This window comes from Paenibacillus sp. J22P143, assembly GCF_059692035.1.
Genome location: NZ_JCAUAQ010000001.1, coordinates 305,945 through 322,237, shown reverse-complemented (window position 1 = coordinate 322,237; position 16,293 = coordinate 305,945). Strand labels below are relative to the sequence as shown.

13 protein-coding genes are annotated in these 16,293 nt (G+C 46.0%); 9 read left to right on the top strand and 4 right to left on the bottom strand.

Annotated features, from left to right (window positions below):
- Positions 1-9: 9 nt before the first annotated feature.
- The 3 genes from AC58PQ_RS01510 to AC58PQ_RS01500 all read right to left on the bottom strand — a co-directional run bounded on the left by AC58PQ_RS01510 (position 10) and on the right by AC58PQ_RS01500 (position 4,423).
- Positions 10-1,713, bottom strand: coding sequence for a proline--tRNA ligase (locus AC58PQ_RS01510; RefSeq protein WP_497240229.1), 1,704 nt, complete (start codon positions 1,711-1,713; stop codon positions 10-12).
- 38 nt (positions 1,714-1,751) lie between these two features.
- Entirely contained in the window at positions 1,752-2,852 is a 1,101-nt protein-coding gene (gene proB, locus AC58PQ_RS01505; protein ID WP_497240228.1) for a glutamate 5-kinase, read from the bottom strand.
- Positions 2,853-3,223: 371 nt separating this feature from the next.
- The gene (locus tag AC58PQ_RS01500) at positions 3,224-4,423 is read right to left on the bottom strand and encodes a pyridoxal phosphate-dependent aminotransferase (protein WP_497240227.1); all 1,200 of its coding nucleotides are present in this window, start codon (positions 4,421-4,423) and stop codon (positions 3,224-3,226) included.
- Between the two features lie 155 nt (positions 4,424-4,578).
- On the opposite strand from AC58PQ_RS01500, the gene AC58PQ_RS01495 reads away from it, so the two are divergent.
- The 3 genes from AC58PQ_RS01495 (at position 4,579) to AC58PQ_RS01485 (ending at position 7,914) form a co-directional block, all read left to right on the top strand.
- Positions 4,579-5,109, top strand: a complete 531-nt coding sequence (locus AC58PQ_RS01495) for a DUF1572 family protein (RefSeq protein WP_497240226.1) — start codon at positions 4,579-4,581, stop codon at positions 5,107-5,109.
- A 90-nt stretch (positions 5,110-5,199) separates the two neighbouring features.
- Positions 5,200-5,997, top strand: coding sequence for a carbon-nitrogen family hydrolase (locus AC58PQ_RS01490; protein ID WP_497240225.1), 798 nt, complete (start codon positions 5,200-5,202; stop codon positions 5,995-5,997).
- 534 nt (positions 5,998-6,531) lie between these two features.
- A complete protein-coding gene (locus AC58PQ_RS01485) occupies positions 6,532-7,914 on the top strand; it encodes a glycine--tRNA ligase (protein WP_497240224.1) in 1,383 nt (460 codons plus the stop codon).
- 80 nt (positions 7,915-7,994) lie between these two features.
- On the opposite strand, the gene AC58PQ_RS01480 is transcribed toward AC58PQ_RS01485, so the two are convergent.
- Positions 7,995-8,486, bottom strand: a complete 492-nt coding sequence (locus tag AC58PQ_RS01480) for a cysteine dioxygenase (protein ID WP_497240223.1) — start codon at positions 8,484-8,486, stop codon at positions 7,995-7,997.
- 493 nt (positions 8,487-8,979) lie between these two features.
- Between AC58PQ_RS01480 and AC58PQ_RS01475 the strand changes: the two genes are divergently transcribed.
- From AC58PQ_RS01475 to pilM, 6 genes are all read left to right on the top strand, one after another.
- The gene (locus AC58PQ_RS01475) at positions 8,980-9,825 is read left to right on the top strand and encodes a helix-turn-helix transcriptional regulator (RefSeq protein ID WP_497240222.1); all 846 of its coding nucleotides are present in this window, start codon (positions 8,980-8,982) and stop codon (positions 9,823-9,825) included.
- A gap of 700 nt (positions 9,826-10,525) precedes the next feature.
- Positions 10,526-11,530: a VanW family protein gene (locus AC58PQ_RS01470; protein ID WP_497240221.1), complete on the top strand. Its 1,005-nt coding sequence runs from the start codon at positions 10,526-10,528 to the stop codon at positions 11,528-11,530.
- Between the two features lie 57 nt (positions 11,531-11,587).
- Positions 11,588-13,318, top strand: coding sequence for a GspE/PulE family protein (locus AC58PQ_RS01465; protein ID WP_497240220.1), 1,731 nt, complete (start codon positions 11,588-11,590; stop codon positions 13,316-13,318).
- A gap of 42 nt (positions 13,319-13,360) precedes the next feature.
- Positions 13,361-14,572, top strand: a complete 1,212-nt coding sequence (locus AC58PQ_RS01460) for a type II secretion system F family protein (RefSeq protein WP_497240219.1) — start codon at positions 13,361-13,363, stop codon at positions 14,570-14,572.
- A 36-nt stretch (positions 14,573-14,608) separates the two neighbouring features.
- Positions 14,609-15,214 carry a prepilin-type N-terminal cleavage/methylation domain-containing protein gene (locus AC58PQ_RS01455; RefSeq protein WP_497240218.1) on the top strand — a complete coding sequence of 202 codons (606 nt, stop codon included), beginning with the start codon at positions 14,609-14,611 and terminating at the stop codon, positions 15,212-15,214.
- Positions 15,215-15,289: 75 nt separating this feature from the next.
- Positions 15,290-16,288 (top strand): type IV pilus biogenesis protein PilM, encoded by a 999-nt coding sequence (gene pilM, locus AC58PQ_RS01450; RefSeq protein ID WP_497240217.1) that lies wholly within the window; start codon positions 15,290-15,292, stop codon positions 16,286-16,288.
- The last annotated feature ends 5 nt before the right edge of the window (positions 16,289-16,293 follow it).

Sequence of the window (16,293 nt, the reverse complement as noted above, 5' to 3'; positions counted from 1 at the left end):
GAAGACCTCCTAGTTGAAAAAGGTTTGGCAATGCGATAACAATTGTTCCACGTTAAGCTCATAGGCAGCGCCGGTACGGCGTTCTTTACATTCGACAATGCGTTCGTTCGATTTCTTACCAACGGTTAGTCGCAATGGGAAGCCTAGTATATCGGCATCATTAAATTTCACGCCAGGACGTTCCTCGCGATCATCCCAGAGGACGGAGTAGCCTGCGCGAGTTAAGTTTTGGTACAGCTCTTCAGATAACTTCATCTGAGCTTCATCAGCAACATGTACGGTTAAAAGATGAATCGCATAAGGCGCAATAGCGTTTGGCCATATAATACCTCGCTCATCCTGATGCTGCTCAATGACGGCAGCCAAGACACGAGAGACACCAATTCCATAGCAACCCATAATCATAGGCTCGGAGATCCCATTTTCATCAGTAAAGGAAGCGCCGAGGGATTCGCTATATTTGGTGCCGAGCTTAAATACGTGCCCGACTTCAATGCCTTTGGCAAACGCGAGTTCATGTCCGCAGTGGTTACAGCTTTCGCCTTGACCAACATTGCGAACATCCGCATAGGTGATGTCAGGCAGATCACGCTGAACGTCCACATGCTGAAGATGGTAATCCGCTTCGTTGGCGCCGACCACAGCGTTCGTTAAGCCTCTAATCGACGTGTCTGCAATCAACTTGACGGATGACAGACCAATCGGTCCGATAAATCCAGCGATTGAACCCAGTGCAGAGATGTCGGCTTCAGAGAGCATCGTGACGTCATGACCGCCAAGAACCTGCTTAAGCTTGATCTCATTGATTTCGAGATCACCTCTTACAAGCACGATTACAGGCGCACCTTCCGCTTGAACGGCGACGGATTTGATGATTTGCTGTGGTTCAATGTGAAGGAATTGGCTTAATTGTTTGATCGTTGTTACTCCAGGGGTATGCACTTTGGTAGGTTGTGCGTTGGGAATGTCGCTAGACGATGCACATGCATTAGTGATGGTTCCTGATGCTTTCTCCAAATTAGCCGCATACTGACAGGAAGGACAATGTACGATCGTATCCTCGCCAACCTCGGCAAGTGCCATAAATTCATGCGTATCCGTACCGCCAATCGCGCCGGAATCGGCTTCAACGGCACGGAATTGCAAGCCGCAGCGCGTGAAAATGTTGACATAAGCATCGAACATCGCTTGATAGCTGGCATCGAGTCCGCTTGCTGATCGATCGAAGGAGTAGGCATCCTTCATTAGAAATTCACGTCCACGCAGCAGGCCGAATCGTGGTCTGCGCTCATCGCGATATTTCGTTTGAATTTGATATAACGTAACAGGTAGTTTTTTATAAGAATGAATTTCGTCTTTTACGAGTGTAGTAATGACTTCCTCATGGGTGGCGCCTAACGCAAACTCGCGACCATTTCGGTCTTCCAGTCGCATCAATTCGGGACCATAGACATCCCATCTTCCTGATGCTTTCCATAATTCGGCAGGATGGAGAGCAGGCATGAGCATTTCTTGCGCACCTGCGCGGTCCATTTCTTCTCGCACGATCGTTTGAATATGTTGGAGGGCCTTGAGACCCAAAGGTAAGTAGGAATAAATACCGCTGGATAGCTGGCGAATGAGTCCTGCTCGCAGCATCAGTCGGTGACTGGCTGCTTCGGCATCTCCCGGCACATCGCGTAAAGTAGGGTTAAGTAATCGTTGTTGTCTCATGATTAAGGGAGAGCCTCACTTTCTATCTGAATCAAAGGTTAGGTCAAAGGCACCCATTCATCGCGGTGGATGACTTCGATGCGTGAGACCTCGACACGTTTCTGGACTTCGTCTGTAGAGAGGCCTGCCGCGGCTTGCACTTGCCAAGTCGCATAGTTGACGACGCCGCGGCCCAGCAGCGTGCCTTCACTGCATATCACCTCGACGACGTCGCCGGGGTGGAAGTCGCCAACCGCTGCGGTGATGCCAGCGGGGAGCAGGCTCTTGCCGCCGTTGATCAGGGCCGCTTTGGCGCCTTGATCAACGATGATTTGCCCTTGGGGCAGCGAGTGGTAGCCGACCCATTGCTTCTTGACCGGCAGATTGTTCAGCACCGTGTCAAAGTACGTGCCCTTGCCGGTGCCGTTCACGGCAAGCTGTAGATCATCGGGCTCCAGCACGCGCCCGATAAAGACCGGCACGCCCCCGCGCATCGCGATGCGGGCGGCCTCGACCTTGGAGCGCATGCCGCCGGTGCCGACCGCGCTCCCAGAGCCTCCAGCGAAGCTGAACAGCTCATCGCTGATGGCGTCTACGCGATCGATGCGCTGCGCGTTCGCGTTTTTGCGAGGATCGTCCGTGTACAGGCCGTCCATATCCGTGATGATGATCAATTTGTTCGCTTTGACCAAATTGCCTACGAGTGCTGACAACGTATCGTTGTCGCCGAATTTCAGTTCATCCACCGAGACGGTGTCATTCTCGTTAATGATTGGGACGACGCCGCGCTGCAACAGCTCGTCAATCGTCATCATCGCGTTCTGCACGCGCTTGCGGTTGGAGAAGTCGTACCGAGTCAGTAGAATTTGCGCCACGCTTACGCCGTGGGACGCAAATGCCTCATGGTACGCTTGCATTAAGAGCGCTTGGCCGACGGCTGCGGCGGCCTGTTTTTCATGCAGTACCTTGGGCCGCGTGCGGTAGCCAAGGGAAGTGAAGCCTGCGGCGACTGCGCCTGAAGTGACGAGCAGCACCTGACTGCCGCTGCGCTGCAATTGCGCAAGTTCAGACGCAAAAAAGCGTATTTTATCCGGATTCAAGCCGCCCGTATCTGAGGTTAACGAGGAACTGCCAATTTTGACGACGATTCGCTGAGTCATATTCATCCCATCCTTCGGTTTCCAACTATGTAGATACAAAAAAGACTCCCGTCCTCAAACATAAGGACGAAAGTCTGTTGCTTCCGCGGTACCACCTTAGATTAGCGCACGTCAAAGACAAAGCGCTCCACTCTAGATTCCCTGTATAACAGTAGGGCTCTGTTCAACTCATCGTTGACGGTTCAGGGGCGGGTTCGGATTCGGTTCACGGCAAGCTCTCTCAGTCGGTGGAGCTTACTCCCTGGTTACGTGCGGCTCGATTCGTACTATTCCCATCATAACATTGCTGTTTGGAATTTTAATTTTATTTAGAATAGCATGGTACGCGAGACTTTGTAAAGTAGCAAAAGCCTTGATTCGTAAGGATTTAACTAAAACAAATTCATCTTCCCGATCCGCTGCACAGCTTCAGCCAATCGTTCCTCGGAAGACAGGAGTCCTAGTCGAACATAGCCTTCACCATGTGTTCCGAAGCCTACACCTGGTGCCACAACAACTTTAGCTTCTTCCAATAGTAAATCGGCAAGACTTTGTGACGAATGACCCTTCGGTACAGGCAGCCATGAGAAAAACGATCCTTGCGATGGCTTAGCCTTCCAGCCAATGCCTGCAAGTGCTGTATACAGCGCATTACGACGGCTTTCGTACACATCACGAAGTTCTGACACACAGTCCTGGGACGATGTCAATGCTGTCGCAGCAGCCACTTGAATGCCGCCGAACAACGAGCAATAGTAGTGATCTTGCATTAAGTTGATGAGGCGAATCACTTCTTTGTTACCTAAGGCAAAGCCTACGCGCCAGCCGGCCATGTTGTACGTTTTGGATAACGTATAGAACTCAATGCCTACTTCTTTGGCACCCGGCGTTTGCAAGAAAGAGATAGGCTTCTGACCATCAAAGCCAATAGCACCATAGGCGAAATCACTGGCTACAACAACGCCATTTCGTTCAGCGAATGCAACCGTTTCTTCATAAAATGAAGCAGGGGCTGTCGCACCTGTTGGGTTGTTCGGGTAGTTGATGAACATCAACTTCGCACGGTCGAGGTCAGATTGCTTCAATTGTGAGTAGTCAGGCAAAAAGTTATTTTCTTCCCGCAACGGCATGAAAGCCATCTCGGCACCTGCAAGTGCTACCCCAGACCAATAGTCTGGATAACCTGGGTCAGGAACAAGGCAGACATCACCTGGATTCAATAAGCATTGGGCAATTTCGATGAGACCTGTTTTGCCGCCAAAAAGGATTGCCACTTCCGTATCCGGATCCAGATCAACATTGTGATCTTCCTTATAGCGCTGTGCGATCGCTTGTTTCAAGAAGGGAAAGCCGCTGAATGGAGGATATTTATGATACAAAGGATTCGCAGAAGCTTCTTGGATGGAAGCTACAATATGCGGAGGCGTCGGGCGGTCTGGGTTCCCTTGGCCCAAATTAATGACGTCATGGCCTGCGGCGATTTGTGCATTTGCTTTACCAACGAGCGTTGCGAAGAATTGTGTTGGCAGATCCTTCATTCTTTCAGCTGGTTGTATAGCAAATCGAGATGATGTTGAAGTTACGTTTGTCACGGTTTAATTCACACTCCGGAGGTCGGGATTTTAAACTATACCCTAAATGTAACATGATTAAACTTTTTTTCATAGTCGATGAAGATATTCGATTGTACTTCATTTTGCCCGTGACATACAATGAAGGCAATCAAGAACGAAGGAGATGATTCAGGATGACGGATAACACGCAAGTGGCTGATGTTTTTCTGCAGGAATCGATTCGAGCTTTTCAGAGTATGAAGAAGTTGGCGGACAGAGCTTTTGCTCAAACTGCGGATTCATTTTTCTTTCGGACAATAGATGAAGAATCGAATTCACTTGAGGTGCTCATTAAGCATATGCATGGCAATATGTTGTCCCGTTGGACTGACTTTTTAACCTCCGATGGGGAAAAAGAGACGCGAGATCGCGATGGCGAGTTTGAGGGGGATAGCTTTTCCCGTGCAGATTTGATTGCCCTTTGGGAAGAAGGCTGGCAAGTGCTGTTCACAACACTGCACGCGCTGACATCCGATGATGTGCTATCTCATGTACGAATTCGTGGTGAAAACCATACGGTACTGCAAGCCATTCAGCGACAAGTATCCCATTATGGGTATCATGTCGGTCAAATCGTTTTTCTTTGCAAACATTGGTCCTCTCAGGAATGGCAAACGCTGAGTATTGCTAGAGGTCAGTCAAAGCTTTTTAAACCAACCATATAGTTACAGGGGCAAGTCCTTGTTGAGTTAGGCACACATTTCGACTAGTATGTACACATATAGCATTTTTCTTGAACTGGAAGGAGCCTTTCGATGTCTTCACAATTACTTAACCTTGCTCTCATTCAAATGGATATTACCATCGGTGATCCAGATAGCAATTTTGCTCACTTAGAGAAGCTGCTGCTCGAAGCTGTAGAAGCTGAACAGAAGCCAGATGTTCTTATTTTTCCAGAAATGTGGAACACGGGCTATGCCCTAACTGAAATCCATCAACTAGCTGATGTGAATGGGGAAAGAACGAAGGCGTTTTTGAGCAGTTTTGCTCGTACACATCGCGTGAATATTATTGGCGGCTCAATTGCTGATAAAAGAGAGGATCGTGTGCTCAACACGATTTATGCCTGGGATCGCGAAGGTCGCGAGATCGCGGAATATTCCAAAATCCATCTATTCCGACTCATGGATGAAGAAAAATTCCTAGACAGCGGGGAAAAACTGGGCTTGTTTGAGCTTGAAGGCGTACCTGCAGGTGCGATGATCTGTTATGATATTCGTTTTCCGGAGCTGTCACGTAAATTAGCGTTAGACGGGGCGCGAATTTTGTTCGTGCCAGCAGAATGGCCGCATCCACGCCTGCATCACTGGCGAACTCTTCTTATGGCACGTGCCATTGAGAATCAAATGTACGTGGTCTCTTGTAATCGTGTAGGGACGAGTGGTACGACGAATTTCTTCGGTCACTCGATGGTTATCGACCCTTGGGGCGAGGTATTGGTGGAAGGCGATGAGAGTGAAGCGATTCTTCGCACTCAGATCGATTTAGAAGAAGTTGTCCGTGTACGGGGCAAGATCCCTGTTTTTGAAGATCGCCGGCCCCATTTATATTAGAAGTTGTTCTAAAAGTCGTCTTTTGATCGCGAAGCAAGCCAGGCAGTAATTCGACATCGAATCTTGTGTTCACCTTTGAAGTCCGGTGCTCATGTAGGTTTTGCCTACACTCCGCTCCTCCTTCTTCAGGTTCTCACAACCTTCTCGGCGCTGAAAACCCGACTTTTAGAACTCGTATTATATGGAAAGTTGATTTTTGCAGCGATATTTTGTAAACTAAAACCAATTGAATGATCAATTGTGGCTGTGAAGGATGAATAGTACTTGAAACACTTCATATTCAGCGAGTTGGGGATTGGTGTAAGCCCAGCATGAAGCTCAAGGAAACGGCTATCCGGAGCCAATACGATAAAGGGGATGCATGCTCTTCCAGATGTATCAACTAGGGTGGAACCGCGGGTGCTCGAGCTCTCGTCCCTAGGCATTATTTGATGCCTTTGGATGTTGAGCTTTTTTGATGTCTGCTCATGTCCAAACGGTCGTCATAGGGCGTTGACCCACTAACTAGAAGCTTAATTAAGGAGCGATTGAACAATGAGTGTAACGATGGAGCAAGTTGTCGCATTAGCGAAGCACAGAGGATTTGTTTTTCCAGGTTCAGAAATTTATGGCGGTTTGGCAAATACGTGGGATTACGGCCCGCTTGGAGTTGAATTGAAGAACAACATTAAACGCGCTTGGTGGAAAAAATTCATTCAAGAATCCCCGTACAACGTAGGGTTAGACGCGGCAATTCTGATGAACCCGCAAGCTTGGGTAGCATCAGGTCACGTAGGGAACTTCAACGATCCGATGATCGATTGCAAAAGCTGTAAAGCCCGTCACCGTGCGGATAAATTGATTGAAAACAAGCTAGCTGAGAAAGATATTGAAATCATCGTTGATGGGATGACCTTTGATGACATGATGAAGCTGATCGTGGAGCACAACATTGTGTGTCCAGATTGCGGAAGCAAAGATTTCACGGATATCCGTCAGTTCAACCTGATGTTCAAAACATTCCAAGGCGTAACAGAAGCAAGTTCAAACGTCGTTTATCTACGTCCTGAAACCGCACAAGGGATCTTCGTTAACTTCAAAAATGCACAACGCACCATGCGTAAAAAGCTGCCATTTGGTATCGGCCAAATCGGTAAAAGCTTCCGTAACGAAATCACGCCAGGTAACTTTACGTTCCGTACACGTGAATTCGAACAAATGGAGCTAGAGTTCTTCTGTAAGCCAGGTGAAGATTTGAAATGGTTCGAATACTGGAGAAGCTTCTGCCATAACTGGTTGCTTTCCCTAGGTGCCAAAGCTGATAATCTTCGTCTTCGTGATCATAACGAAGATGAATTGTCCCACTATAGTAATGCTACTACTGATATCGAGTACAAATTCCCGTTTGGTTGGGGCGAGCTTTGGGGCATCGCGGATCGTACGGACTACGATTTGAAGCAGCATATGACGCATTCCGGTGAAGATTTCAACTACATCGATCAAGAAACGAACGAGCGTTATGTACCTTATTGCATCGAGCCTTCACTTGGTGCTGACCGTGTAACATTGGCGCTTCTGATTGATGCGTTCGAGGAGCAAAAGCTTGAAGGTGATGACAGCCGTACAGTGCTTCACTTCCACCCAGCGTTAGCTCCAATGAAAGCAGCGATTTTCCCACTTTCCAAGAAATTGAGTGAAGGCGCACAAGCTGTATTCGCAGATCTTGCGAAGCATTTCATGGTGGATTACGATGATACAGGTTCAATTGGTAAACGTTACCGTCGTCATGATGAGATCGGTACGCCGTTCTGTATCACTTACGATTTCGAATCCGAAACGGATGGTCAAGTAACAGTTCGCGATCGTGATACAATGGAACAAACACGTATGCCGATTTCTGAATTAAAAGCCTATATCGAAAATTCCCTTCAATTCTAATTGGGGATATTCAATTTAATAGCTACTAGCAAACCCCTTGTAAGCACGTCGAGAGACGCAAGCCTACAAGGGGTTTTTCTTTAGATCACATAGTCTAAGACTTCACTGTAAGGTAAATAACGTCGAACTTCACGAATCGGCGGTGTATAAACATGGATCGAGATGGCCGGCTCATGGAAAGGGTTGCTAAGCTGGTGAATTTGCTCCGCTGGCGCCGTGAAATATTCGCCAGCTTGAATGAAATCGTCCTTCTGAGCAATCGGATAACCGTTAGTGTCTAACGTGAAGGATGAATTCACTAAGGAACCTGCGACTAGATAAGCCGCGCCAATGGACAAGCCATGGTTATGGATAGCTGTTGAACGGGAAGCGGGAATATGAATGATGATAACTTCTAGATGTGGACTGCTATACACGACATTTCTACCATAAGGCAGCTGTTTGGGTTCGGTTTTGAAATCAGGAACGAAGATAAGACTTCGCTCGATCGATTGAAGTGCCTCTTGCAATTGCTCCAGTGTTGGGTTTTGCAACTTACAGAATGTCTGTTCAATTGCTCTGATGAGCGACATGGGCTTCCGCCTCCTAGGCATTCTTATCACTTTATCAATATTAATTGGGGAAAGGATAAGTTTTATTTATATAATATGCCTCTGAGGTATAAAGGGTTAGGGATAAATGTAGGATTTTTGCGTGTTTAACTCGAAAAGGCGGCATACGTGGGTGAGACGATCTTCTTAGAACCTCCACAGTAAAATCTAAATAGGGACGCTTGATTATGATATATCCTACGAATGGCACATGTCAGAAATCCCATTTTATGGCTACAATTATGCAAACGCTGTCTTTTTGTAGTGCAAGTATACTATCTTCTAATAATTACTACCTTTGCACTATTTCAAGCATTCGAATTGAGCCTTATAGTTAGTGTCACATGCGCGAAAAATACAACATTTTGTAAAGGTAGTGATGGAAAAACAACGGCATACGACATGAATTTCAATTCTACTCACAGCATGGATGCTATTTCAATTCAAGGTTACATAGGGAACGGGAGTGGAATTGATGAATGGATTAGCTGAAGAGACGCAAATGCATGAATTCACAGAGAGAGTCGGCATCTCACAAACGGAGATTGCCAAGCTACATGAGAAATCATTTCTTAATGGCGTTCAAAGAGATTCGACGCGAGTGAGGTTTCGCGTGCAAGGCAAAATGATGGAACGGCTACTAGCTAAAAACCAAGTACTCATGGATGTCATCCTTCGGCAAGCACATCTGAAGACGAACACCTTCTACTTTCCTAATTTATTAATGGTTACGGATAATCATGGGGTCATTTTGACAATTAATGGGGATGAAAGATCGATCTTGCAAGCAGCTAATTTAAATAATATCGGAATCGGATCTTCCTTATCTCTTTCTAGTGCAGGGACCAATGCTGTATCAGCAGCCATTGATCTTCAACGACCGGTTTGGATCAGTGGGGAGGATCATTATCTGGATACGATGCACAACTGGGTAACGATGTGCGTTCCGATACAAATAGCTGATAATCAAATCATGGGTTACTTAGTTTTGACCGCTTTTCAGTACATTTCTGCACCATTTATGTATCCATGTATCAAATCGATTGCACTTCTACTTGAATATGAGTTAAGGAAGACGGAGCTGCAAAGTAAAACATGGTTCGTGGAGGAAATGCTGGAAGAACGGTTGAAAGCCTTCAAGCTGACGCTGCGTGAGAAAGAAGTCGCTACGTATTGGCTGTTAGATTATGATTATAAGCAAATTGGCAAGGTTTTGGGGATCAGTGAAAATACCGTGCGCGTCTATGTAACGAAGATCAATCGTAAGCTGAAAGTGAATTCCAAAGCTTCTCTGATCTTAAGTGTTCTTGGCGCGATATAGAGATGTAAGTAAAAAGTCATTCATATGCGTTACATTGGTAATAAAGTGTTAGGAAGCACATGCTATATACATAATGACGAATCAGGTTAAGAAATTGTTCAATTTGTAGAAAAAAAGCTTCTATCTCACGATGATCGTGGAGGTGGAAGCTTTTTTTTCATCTTCAGCGCTCGTACCACTAGAAACCAGGGGAAATAATACGGTTAAAAGTGAGGAAAAGCCTGAGTGAACTCTGGTTTTCTTCAACAAGTAAGGCTAAACTGTCCAGGAGTACTTGGAAGTACCGACATTTTGTTACGAATTCATGTGAAATTATTGTAGATCGGCATACGAGGAAGACCCATTTTTTAAGGAATTTGATGAAATTGCGCGTACGAGCTGATGCATATGCATGAGTTATATAGAATGAACGATCACTATGATGTATATACGAGCTCCGAAAGAACTACATGAAAACGCTTCCTTTGAACGATGTACGGCGTGAATTCCCGACTTCTGTCCTCCTAGAATGCGTCAAATAGCTTGAAATGCCTATGAAATGGCCTGAGAACGACTATCGTGGCTTAAGAATTATAGTTCATGCATTAGGTCATTCGAATTAATAAATATGTATGATTTGCTCTACAGAAATTACCGTCTATATTTGAGGCATCCCACCGAAATAAGAGGGAATATGTCGAGCTTTGAAGGACGGTAGGCTATGAGACAAAGAAGAAAGGCCTTGATCCTGCAGCCTATTAAATGGATTCTTCTTCTAGGCGTTGTCGGTTCTGGAAGTGTATACGGATTATCGGCCGCAGGGTTTATCGAGTGGAATTCGGAACATAAATTGGAAAGTTTGATGTTCTGGAAATCCACCGACAATGCTTCAACAAAAGGAATAGCGCAAGCAGCTGGCGTGGATAAAGAAAATGCGAAGGCATCGATTAAACCAACACCGACTGCTAGTGTGGCAGCAACGACATCGCCGGCAGCTACACCTGCAAGCACACCAATAAGTTCACCAACAACGACACCAGAGGCGGCATCAACAGACAAGACAACAACGACAGGTTTGCAAGTCTTATCGCAAGCTCAAAGTATTGTCACTGTGAATGCGAATGAGAAAGCGTGGCTGGAGCAAGCGGGATTGATCAAGCTAGAGCCAGGGAAGCTTTTTTCCTATCAAGCATGGTTGACCGAGGCTAGCAAAGCGAAGGTGCCTGAGAAGAAGGCAGAAGAGTTATCACATGTAGCTTCGTTATTGTATGAAGCTGCACTGCGTGCTGGGATGCAAGTTGGCGAGCGCTATGCTCATCAAGATAATCCCACCTATGCACCTGCTGGATTTGATGTTGATTTTCAAGGTGAGCAGAAAGATTTAACTTTCTATAATTCGTTAGGCGTTCCCATTACAGTAGGCGTGATTTACAACGGTGAAACACCAGTCGTTACTTTCAATGGGAAACCGAAAGCCGATTGGAAAGCTCCGAAAATTACGGTGAGTAAAGAAGTGTTCGCTCCAGAAAGCATGGTTCTTACGGATTTTACATTGGCTGGTCAAGGTGATGCTAAACGGAGTGAAGGTCAATCAGGGCTTCTGGTCAAGGTGTTCGCTGACATGAAGAATGATGGCAAGAACGAGCTGATATATAAAGATTTCTACGCACCACATCCGATTGTCATCGCGAAGGCGCCGACAGCAGAAGAACTGAAAACACAGTAAATCAATAAGTCGCACAGATCCGTTACGTACTCTATCAACAGAAGGGAGGACCCCCCAATGCGCATAGGTGAACTATTTGTCATGAACGGACTCATCACGGAGGATCAGCTCGAACAAGGGCTGAAGCAGCAAGTGCATACCCGGAAGAAAATCGGTGAGATTCTCATTGATAAAGGGTTGATCACAGAAAGACAACTGGTTGAAGTGCTGGAGTTTCAGCTAGGGTTTCCTGTCGTCAATATGTTTGAGACGCAGCTTGATATGCAAACGGTTCAATTAATTCCCGAAACGCTTGCTCGTAAGCACTGTGTCATTCCAATCGAACGTAAGAATGGCAAAATTAAGGTGGCGATGGTTGATCCGCTAAACTACGGTGCCATTGAAGAAATTCGAATGGCGACGAATATGAGTGTACAGCCCGTCATTGCTATTCGCTCCGAAGTCGAGCAAGCCATCACGAAAAACTATGGCATGAAAGAATCCGTCGATGAATTGATGGTCGACTTGGATAAAATCGAGATCAAAGACGAGGAAACGGAAGCAAATGATCAAGGCTCACCGATTGTAAAGCTGGTCAATCAAATCATTCAATCCGCTGTACAGCAGAGGGCGTCTGATATTCATGTTGATCCGCAAGAGAAACAACTGATCGTGAAGTACCGGATCGATGGTGTCCTGCGAACAGAGAAATCATTGCCCAAGCATATGCAGGGGGTACTCACGGCGAGACTCAAAATTATTGCGAAGCTTAATATCGCAGAACGCAGGCTCCCGCAGGATGGCCGCATTCAAATGCAGGTAGATAATCGCAGAATTGATATCCGGGTATCGACATTACCGACGGTACACGGAGAAAGTATCGTTCTCCGGATTTTAGATCAATCAGCAGGGGTCAAGAAAATTGCTGATTTGGGGCTTAGTGAAGCGAATTTGATGAAATTCGACAAAATGATTCAGAAGCCAAATGGCATTATGCTCATCTCGGGACCTACAGGAAGCGGTAAAACATCGACATTGTATTCTGCGCTAGGTCAATTAAACGGCGATGATGTGAAGATCATTACTGTCGAAGATCCTGTCGAGTATCGGATGAACGGTGTTACACAGGTGCAGGTAAACTCTCAAATTGGTTTAACTTTCGCGTCAGGCTTACGTTCCATCCTCCGACAGGACCCGAATATTGTTATGGTCGGGGAGGTTCGGGATGCGGAAACCGCTGAGATCGCGGTAAGGGCTTCATTAACAGGACATCTCGTACTCAGTACCATCCATACGAATAGTGCGGTGAGTACGATCAGCCGTCTTATCGATATGGGCATTGATTCTTATCTCATTGCTTCCTCTCTCTCCTGTATCGTCGCGCAGCGACTAGTGCGCCGAGTGTGCCGCGAATGTGCTGCACAGGTACCTGCAAGAGAAGATGAAATTAAGCTCTTATCGACACATGGTTTGCTTACGGGCCAAGAACAGCAACTAGCAGGCACAGGTACAGGCATTGTCGTTCCAATGACGCCTCCGAAGTCGCCAGATAAGCCAGTGATGGTGACAAGAGGACGAGGCTGTGGAACTTGTAACAAAACGGGATACCGTGGACGGATTGCCGTACATGAAGTTCTTGTCGTAGATGAAGCCCTGCGCAGTCTCATCGTGCAGAATCGTCCAGTGAGCGAGTTAGAGCAGCATCTAATGAAGCATGGCTTCAAAAGTATGCTCTACGATGGCATGCTCAAGATTCGGCAAGGCCATACAACCATTGAGGAAGTTTTGAAAGCTGTAGCAGACGAGTAATCGTGGGCAGAAGTCAAGCGATGAGTGGGGGTGAACAAGAAGTTGGCTAACTTTACGTATGAAGCCGTTAATGAAAGCGGTAAAAAGCTGAAAGGGATGCTGAAAGCTCAGAATAAGCAGTTGGCGATTACAGAACTTCGTGGTCGCGGAATGACGATTCGTAGTATTCAAGAGAAGCAAGCGACTGCGATGGATATCAATATTCATATCGGTCGTGCCGTCAAACTGGAAGATTTTGTTATCTTCTGCCGGCAATTCGCCACCTTGATCCGTGCTGGGATTCAGATTGATCAATCGGTTGCGATTCTAGAAGATCAATCGACCTCGAAGTATTTAAAAGAGGCCTTGGGGGATATTTCGGAGCAAATTCGCAGTGGACATCCCTTATCAAAGGGAATGGGCGATCATCCCAAAGTTTTCCCAGCGATGTTCATCAACATGATGGCTTCAGGTGAGACCGGAGGAAACTTAGATGAGGTTTTGGACCGAATGGCCGAGCATTACGAGAAAGAGCATAAGACGGTTCAAAAGGTAAAGTCAGCGATGACATACCCGATCGTCGTCCTCTTTATCGCGGTCGGTGTCGTCATTTTCTTACTTCTGAAAATTGTCCCTACTTTTGCAAGCATGTTTCTAGATCAAGGCTCCGAATTACCACTTATTACTCGATTCGTAATGAGTTCAAGTGATGCGATTGTTCATTATTGGTGGATGTTCTTAGCGGGTCTCATCGGAGTTATTGTACTCTATCGAAGCTTTGCTTCTAGTGAAGAAGGAAAGTTCTGGATTGACACGATCAAATTCAAAATACCAGTCTTCGGTATCATTCTCAAAAAAGCGGCTGTCGCTCGAATGGCACGTACAATGTCATCCCTATTCGTCAGTGCGGTGCCGGTACTTCAGGCACTTGATGTAACAGAGAAGGTCGTTGGAAATCGCGTAATTGCTAAAGTATTACGAGAAGCCAAAGACAGCCTGCAACAAGGTAAGATGTTATCCGAACCGATTCAAAAGAGCGGTATTTTCCCTAAGATGGTCGTTCAAATGCTCATGATTGGTGAAGAAACGGGGCAGGTGGATAACATGCTTGCAAAGATTGCAGATTTCTTCGAAGCCGATGTCGACCAGAGTGTAGATCGATTGAAGGCAGTGATTGAACCTCTCATGTTGCTGTTTGTTTCCAGCATTGTCGGTGTGATTGTAGCAGCGATCATGAGTCCGATGTTCAAAATGTACGATAATTTCTTAAACTAAAATGCCATCAAGCTTGAAGGGGGGTGATACACAAACATGACGTCGGTTTTAACAGCATCACAACATATCGCAAGGCAAGATTGGCAAGATCAGGTACATAACCAAAATAAACCTAGAGGTGGGAATGCTATGAACGAATTGACAATGAACAACAACAGAAAAATGAGTTTCCGTTTACCGAAATTTTCGAAGTTTTCTTTGAAAGAATTGAACAAAAACGAAAAAGGTCTGACATTGATTGAGTTACTAGCCGTTATCGTTATCATCGCTATTATTGCTGCAATCGCGATCCCTTCCATCGGAACAATTCTTGACAAAACCAAAGCTAATGCACATAGATCCAATGCGCATATGTTAGTTGATGCATCAAGACTTTACGTGACTGGTCAGGGAATCTCAGTACCAACGACTGCACCACTAGACTTAGATTTGACAAAGCTAAATACTGACGGTTACCTGCAAATTATTCCTCAAGATCCATCTAATAAAGGAAATACGTATGATGCTTCATCTAAAGTAACTGTAACAAACACGGGTGGTATCTTTACTTACACAGTAACATTATCAGGCGGTGGTAACACATATATCACAGCTATTGAAGAAAAAGATCTAGATGCCTCAGCATCTGTCGTAATGCCATAACACCAATCAACCAAGCGCGCCGTTCCCGGACGGCGCGCCCATTTAAGTCATGCATACCCGAGAGGAGTTACCGCAATGTTCGCAAAGAAAATAAGCAAATATACATACGGCATGCAAATTTCGGATACAGAAGCAAAGCTAGTAGAAATTATGAACGTAAATGGGCAGGTTACCCTGACACAGCGCCATTCAATAGCGCTGGATAGAGGCAGTATAAAACATGGAAAATTCGTAGACGAAGACGCGGTCATTGGTCGTATCTCAACCCTAGTGAAGCAAATTGGTTTACAAGGTGCACACATTCATGTGACTGTGCCATTATCCAATGTGGTGCTTCGCAAATCGGTCTTCTCGTCGTTAAAAGATAAAGCACTACGTAACATGATAGATGTTGAATTACATGGTGGACAGCAATTGCCTTTCAAGAATCCTGTATTCGATTTTGTTCGTCTAGGCGCTCCGAAGGATGAGGCAGCTGTGGCAGCAGACGGTACAGTAAAAGCTTCCAAAGGGGGAGCACAAGAGGAAGTGCTTATCTTTGCAACACCTGGCGAAGTGGTTGAAAGCTACGCCCATGTGGTGAAGCAATCGGGCTTGGTGCCTGTATCCGTTGATTTGGCTCCATTAGCCTTGCATCGCTTGTTGGTTCGTCATACACGGTTAACCGGCTCCGCGATGAAGGATCGCTTCATGCTCTTGCATGTCGAGCCTGATCATGCGGATGTTAGCATTTTCGTGGACGGGATTCCTGTGTTCTTCCGTTCTATCCAAATCAATACCAGCTTCTTCCTGGATACTGGAACCGATCAGCTAGCTGCATACGGACGTAATCTATCGATGGAGCTAGGACGCGTATTGAATTATTTTCAATACACGGTTTCCAACGATCAGAAGCATGTAGAGCTTGTGTATCTCGTAGGCGCACATGATTGGATTACAGAGCTTCCAGAACATCTAGAAAGTGCATTCACGGGCGAGATTGCGACATTCCCACTACAGTCCATCTTGAAAGATGAAGATACAACTTGTCATGCCTTTGCGGTTCCCGTTGGGCTTGCGATGAAAGGGGCTTAAAGTAC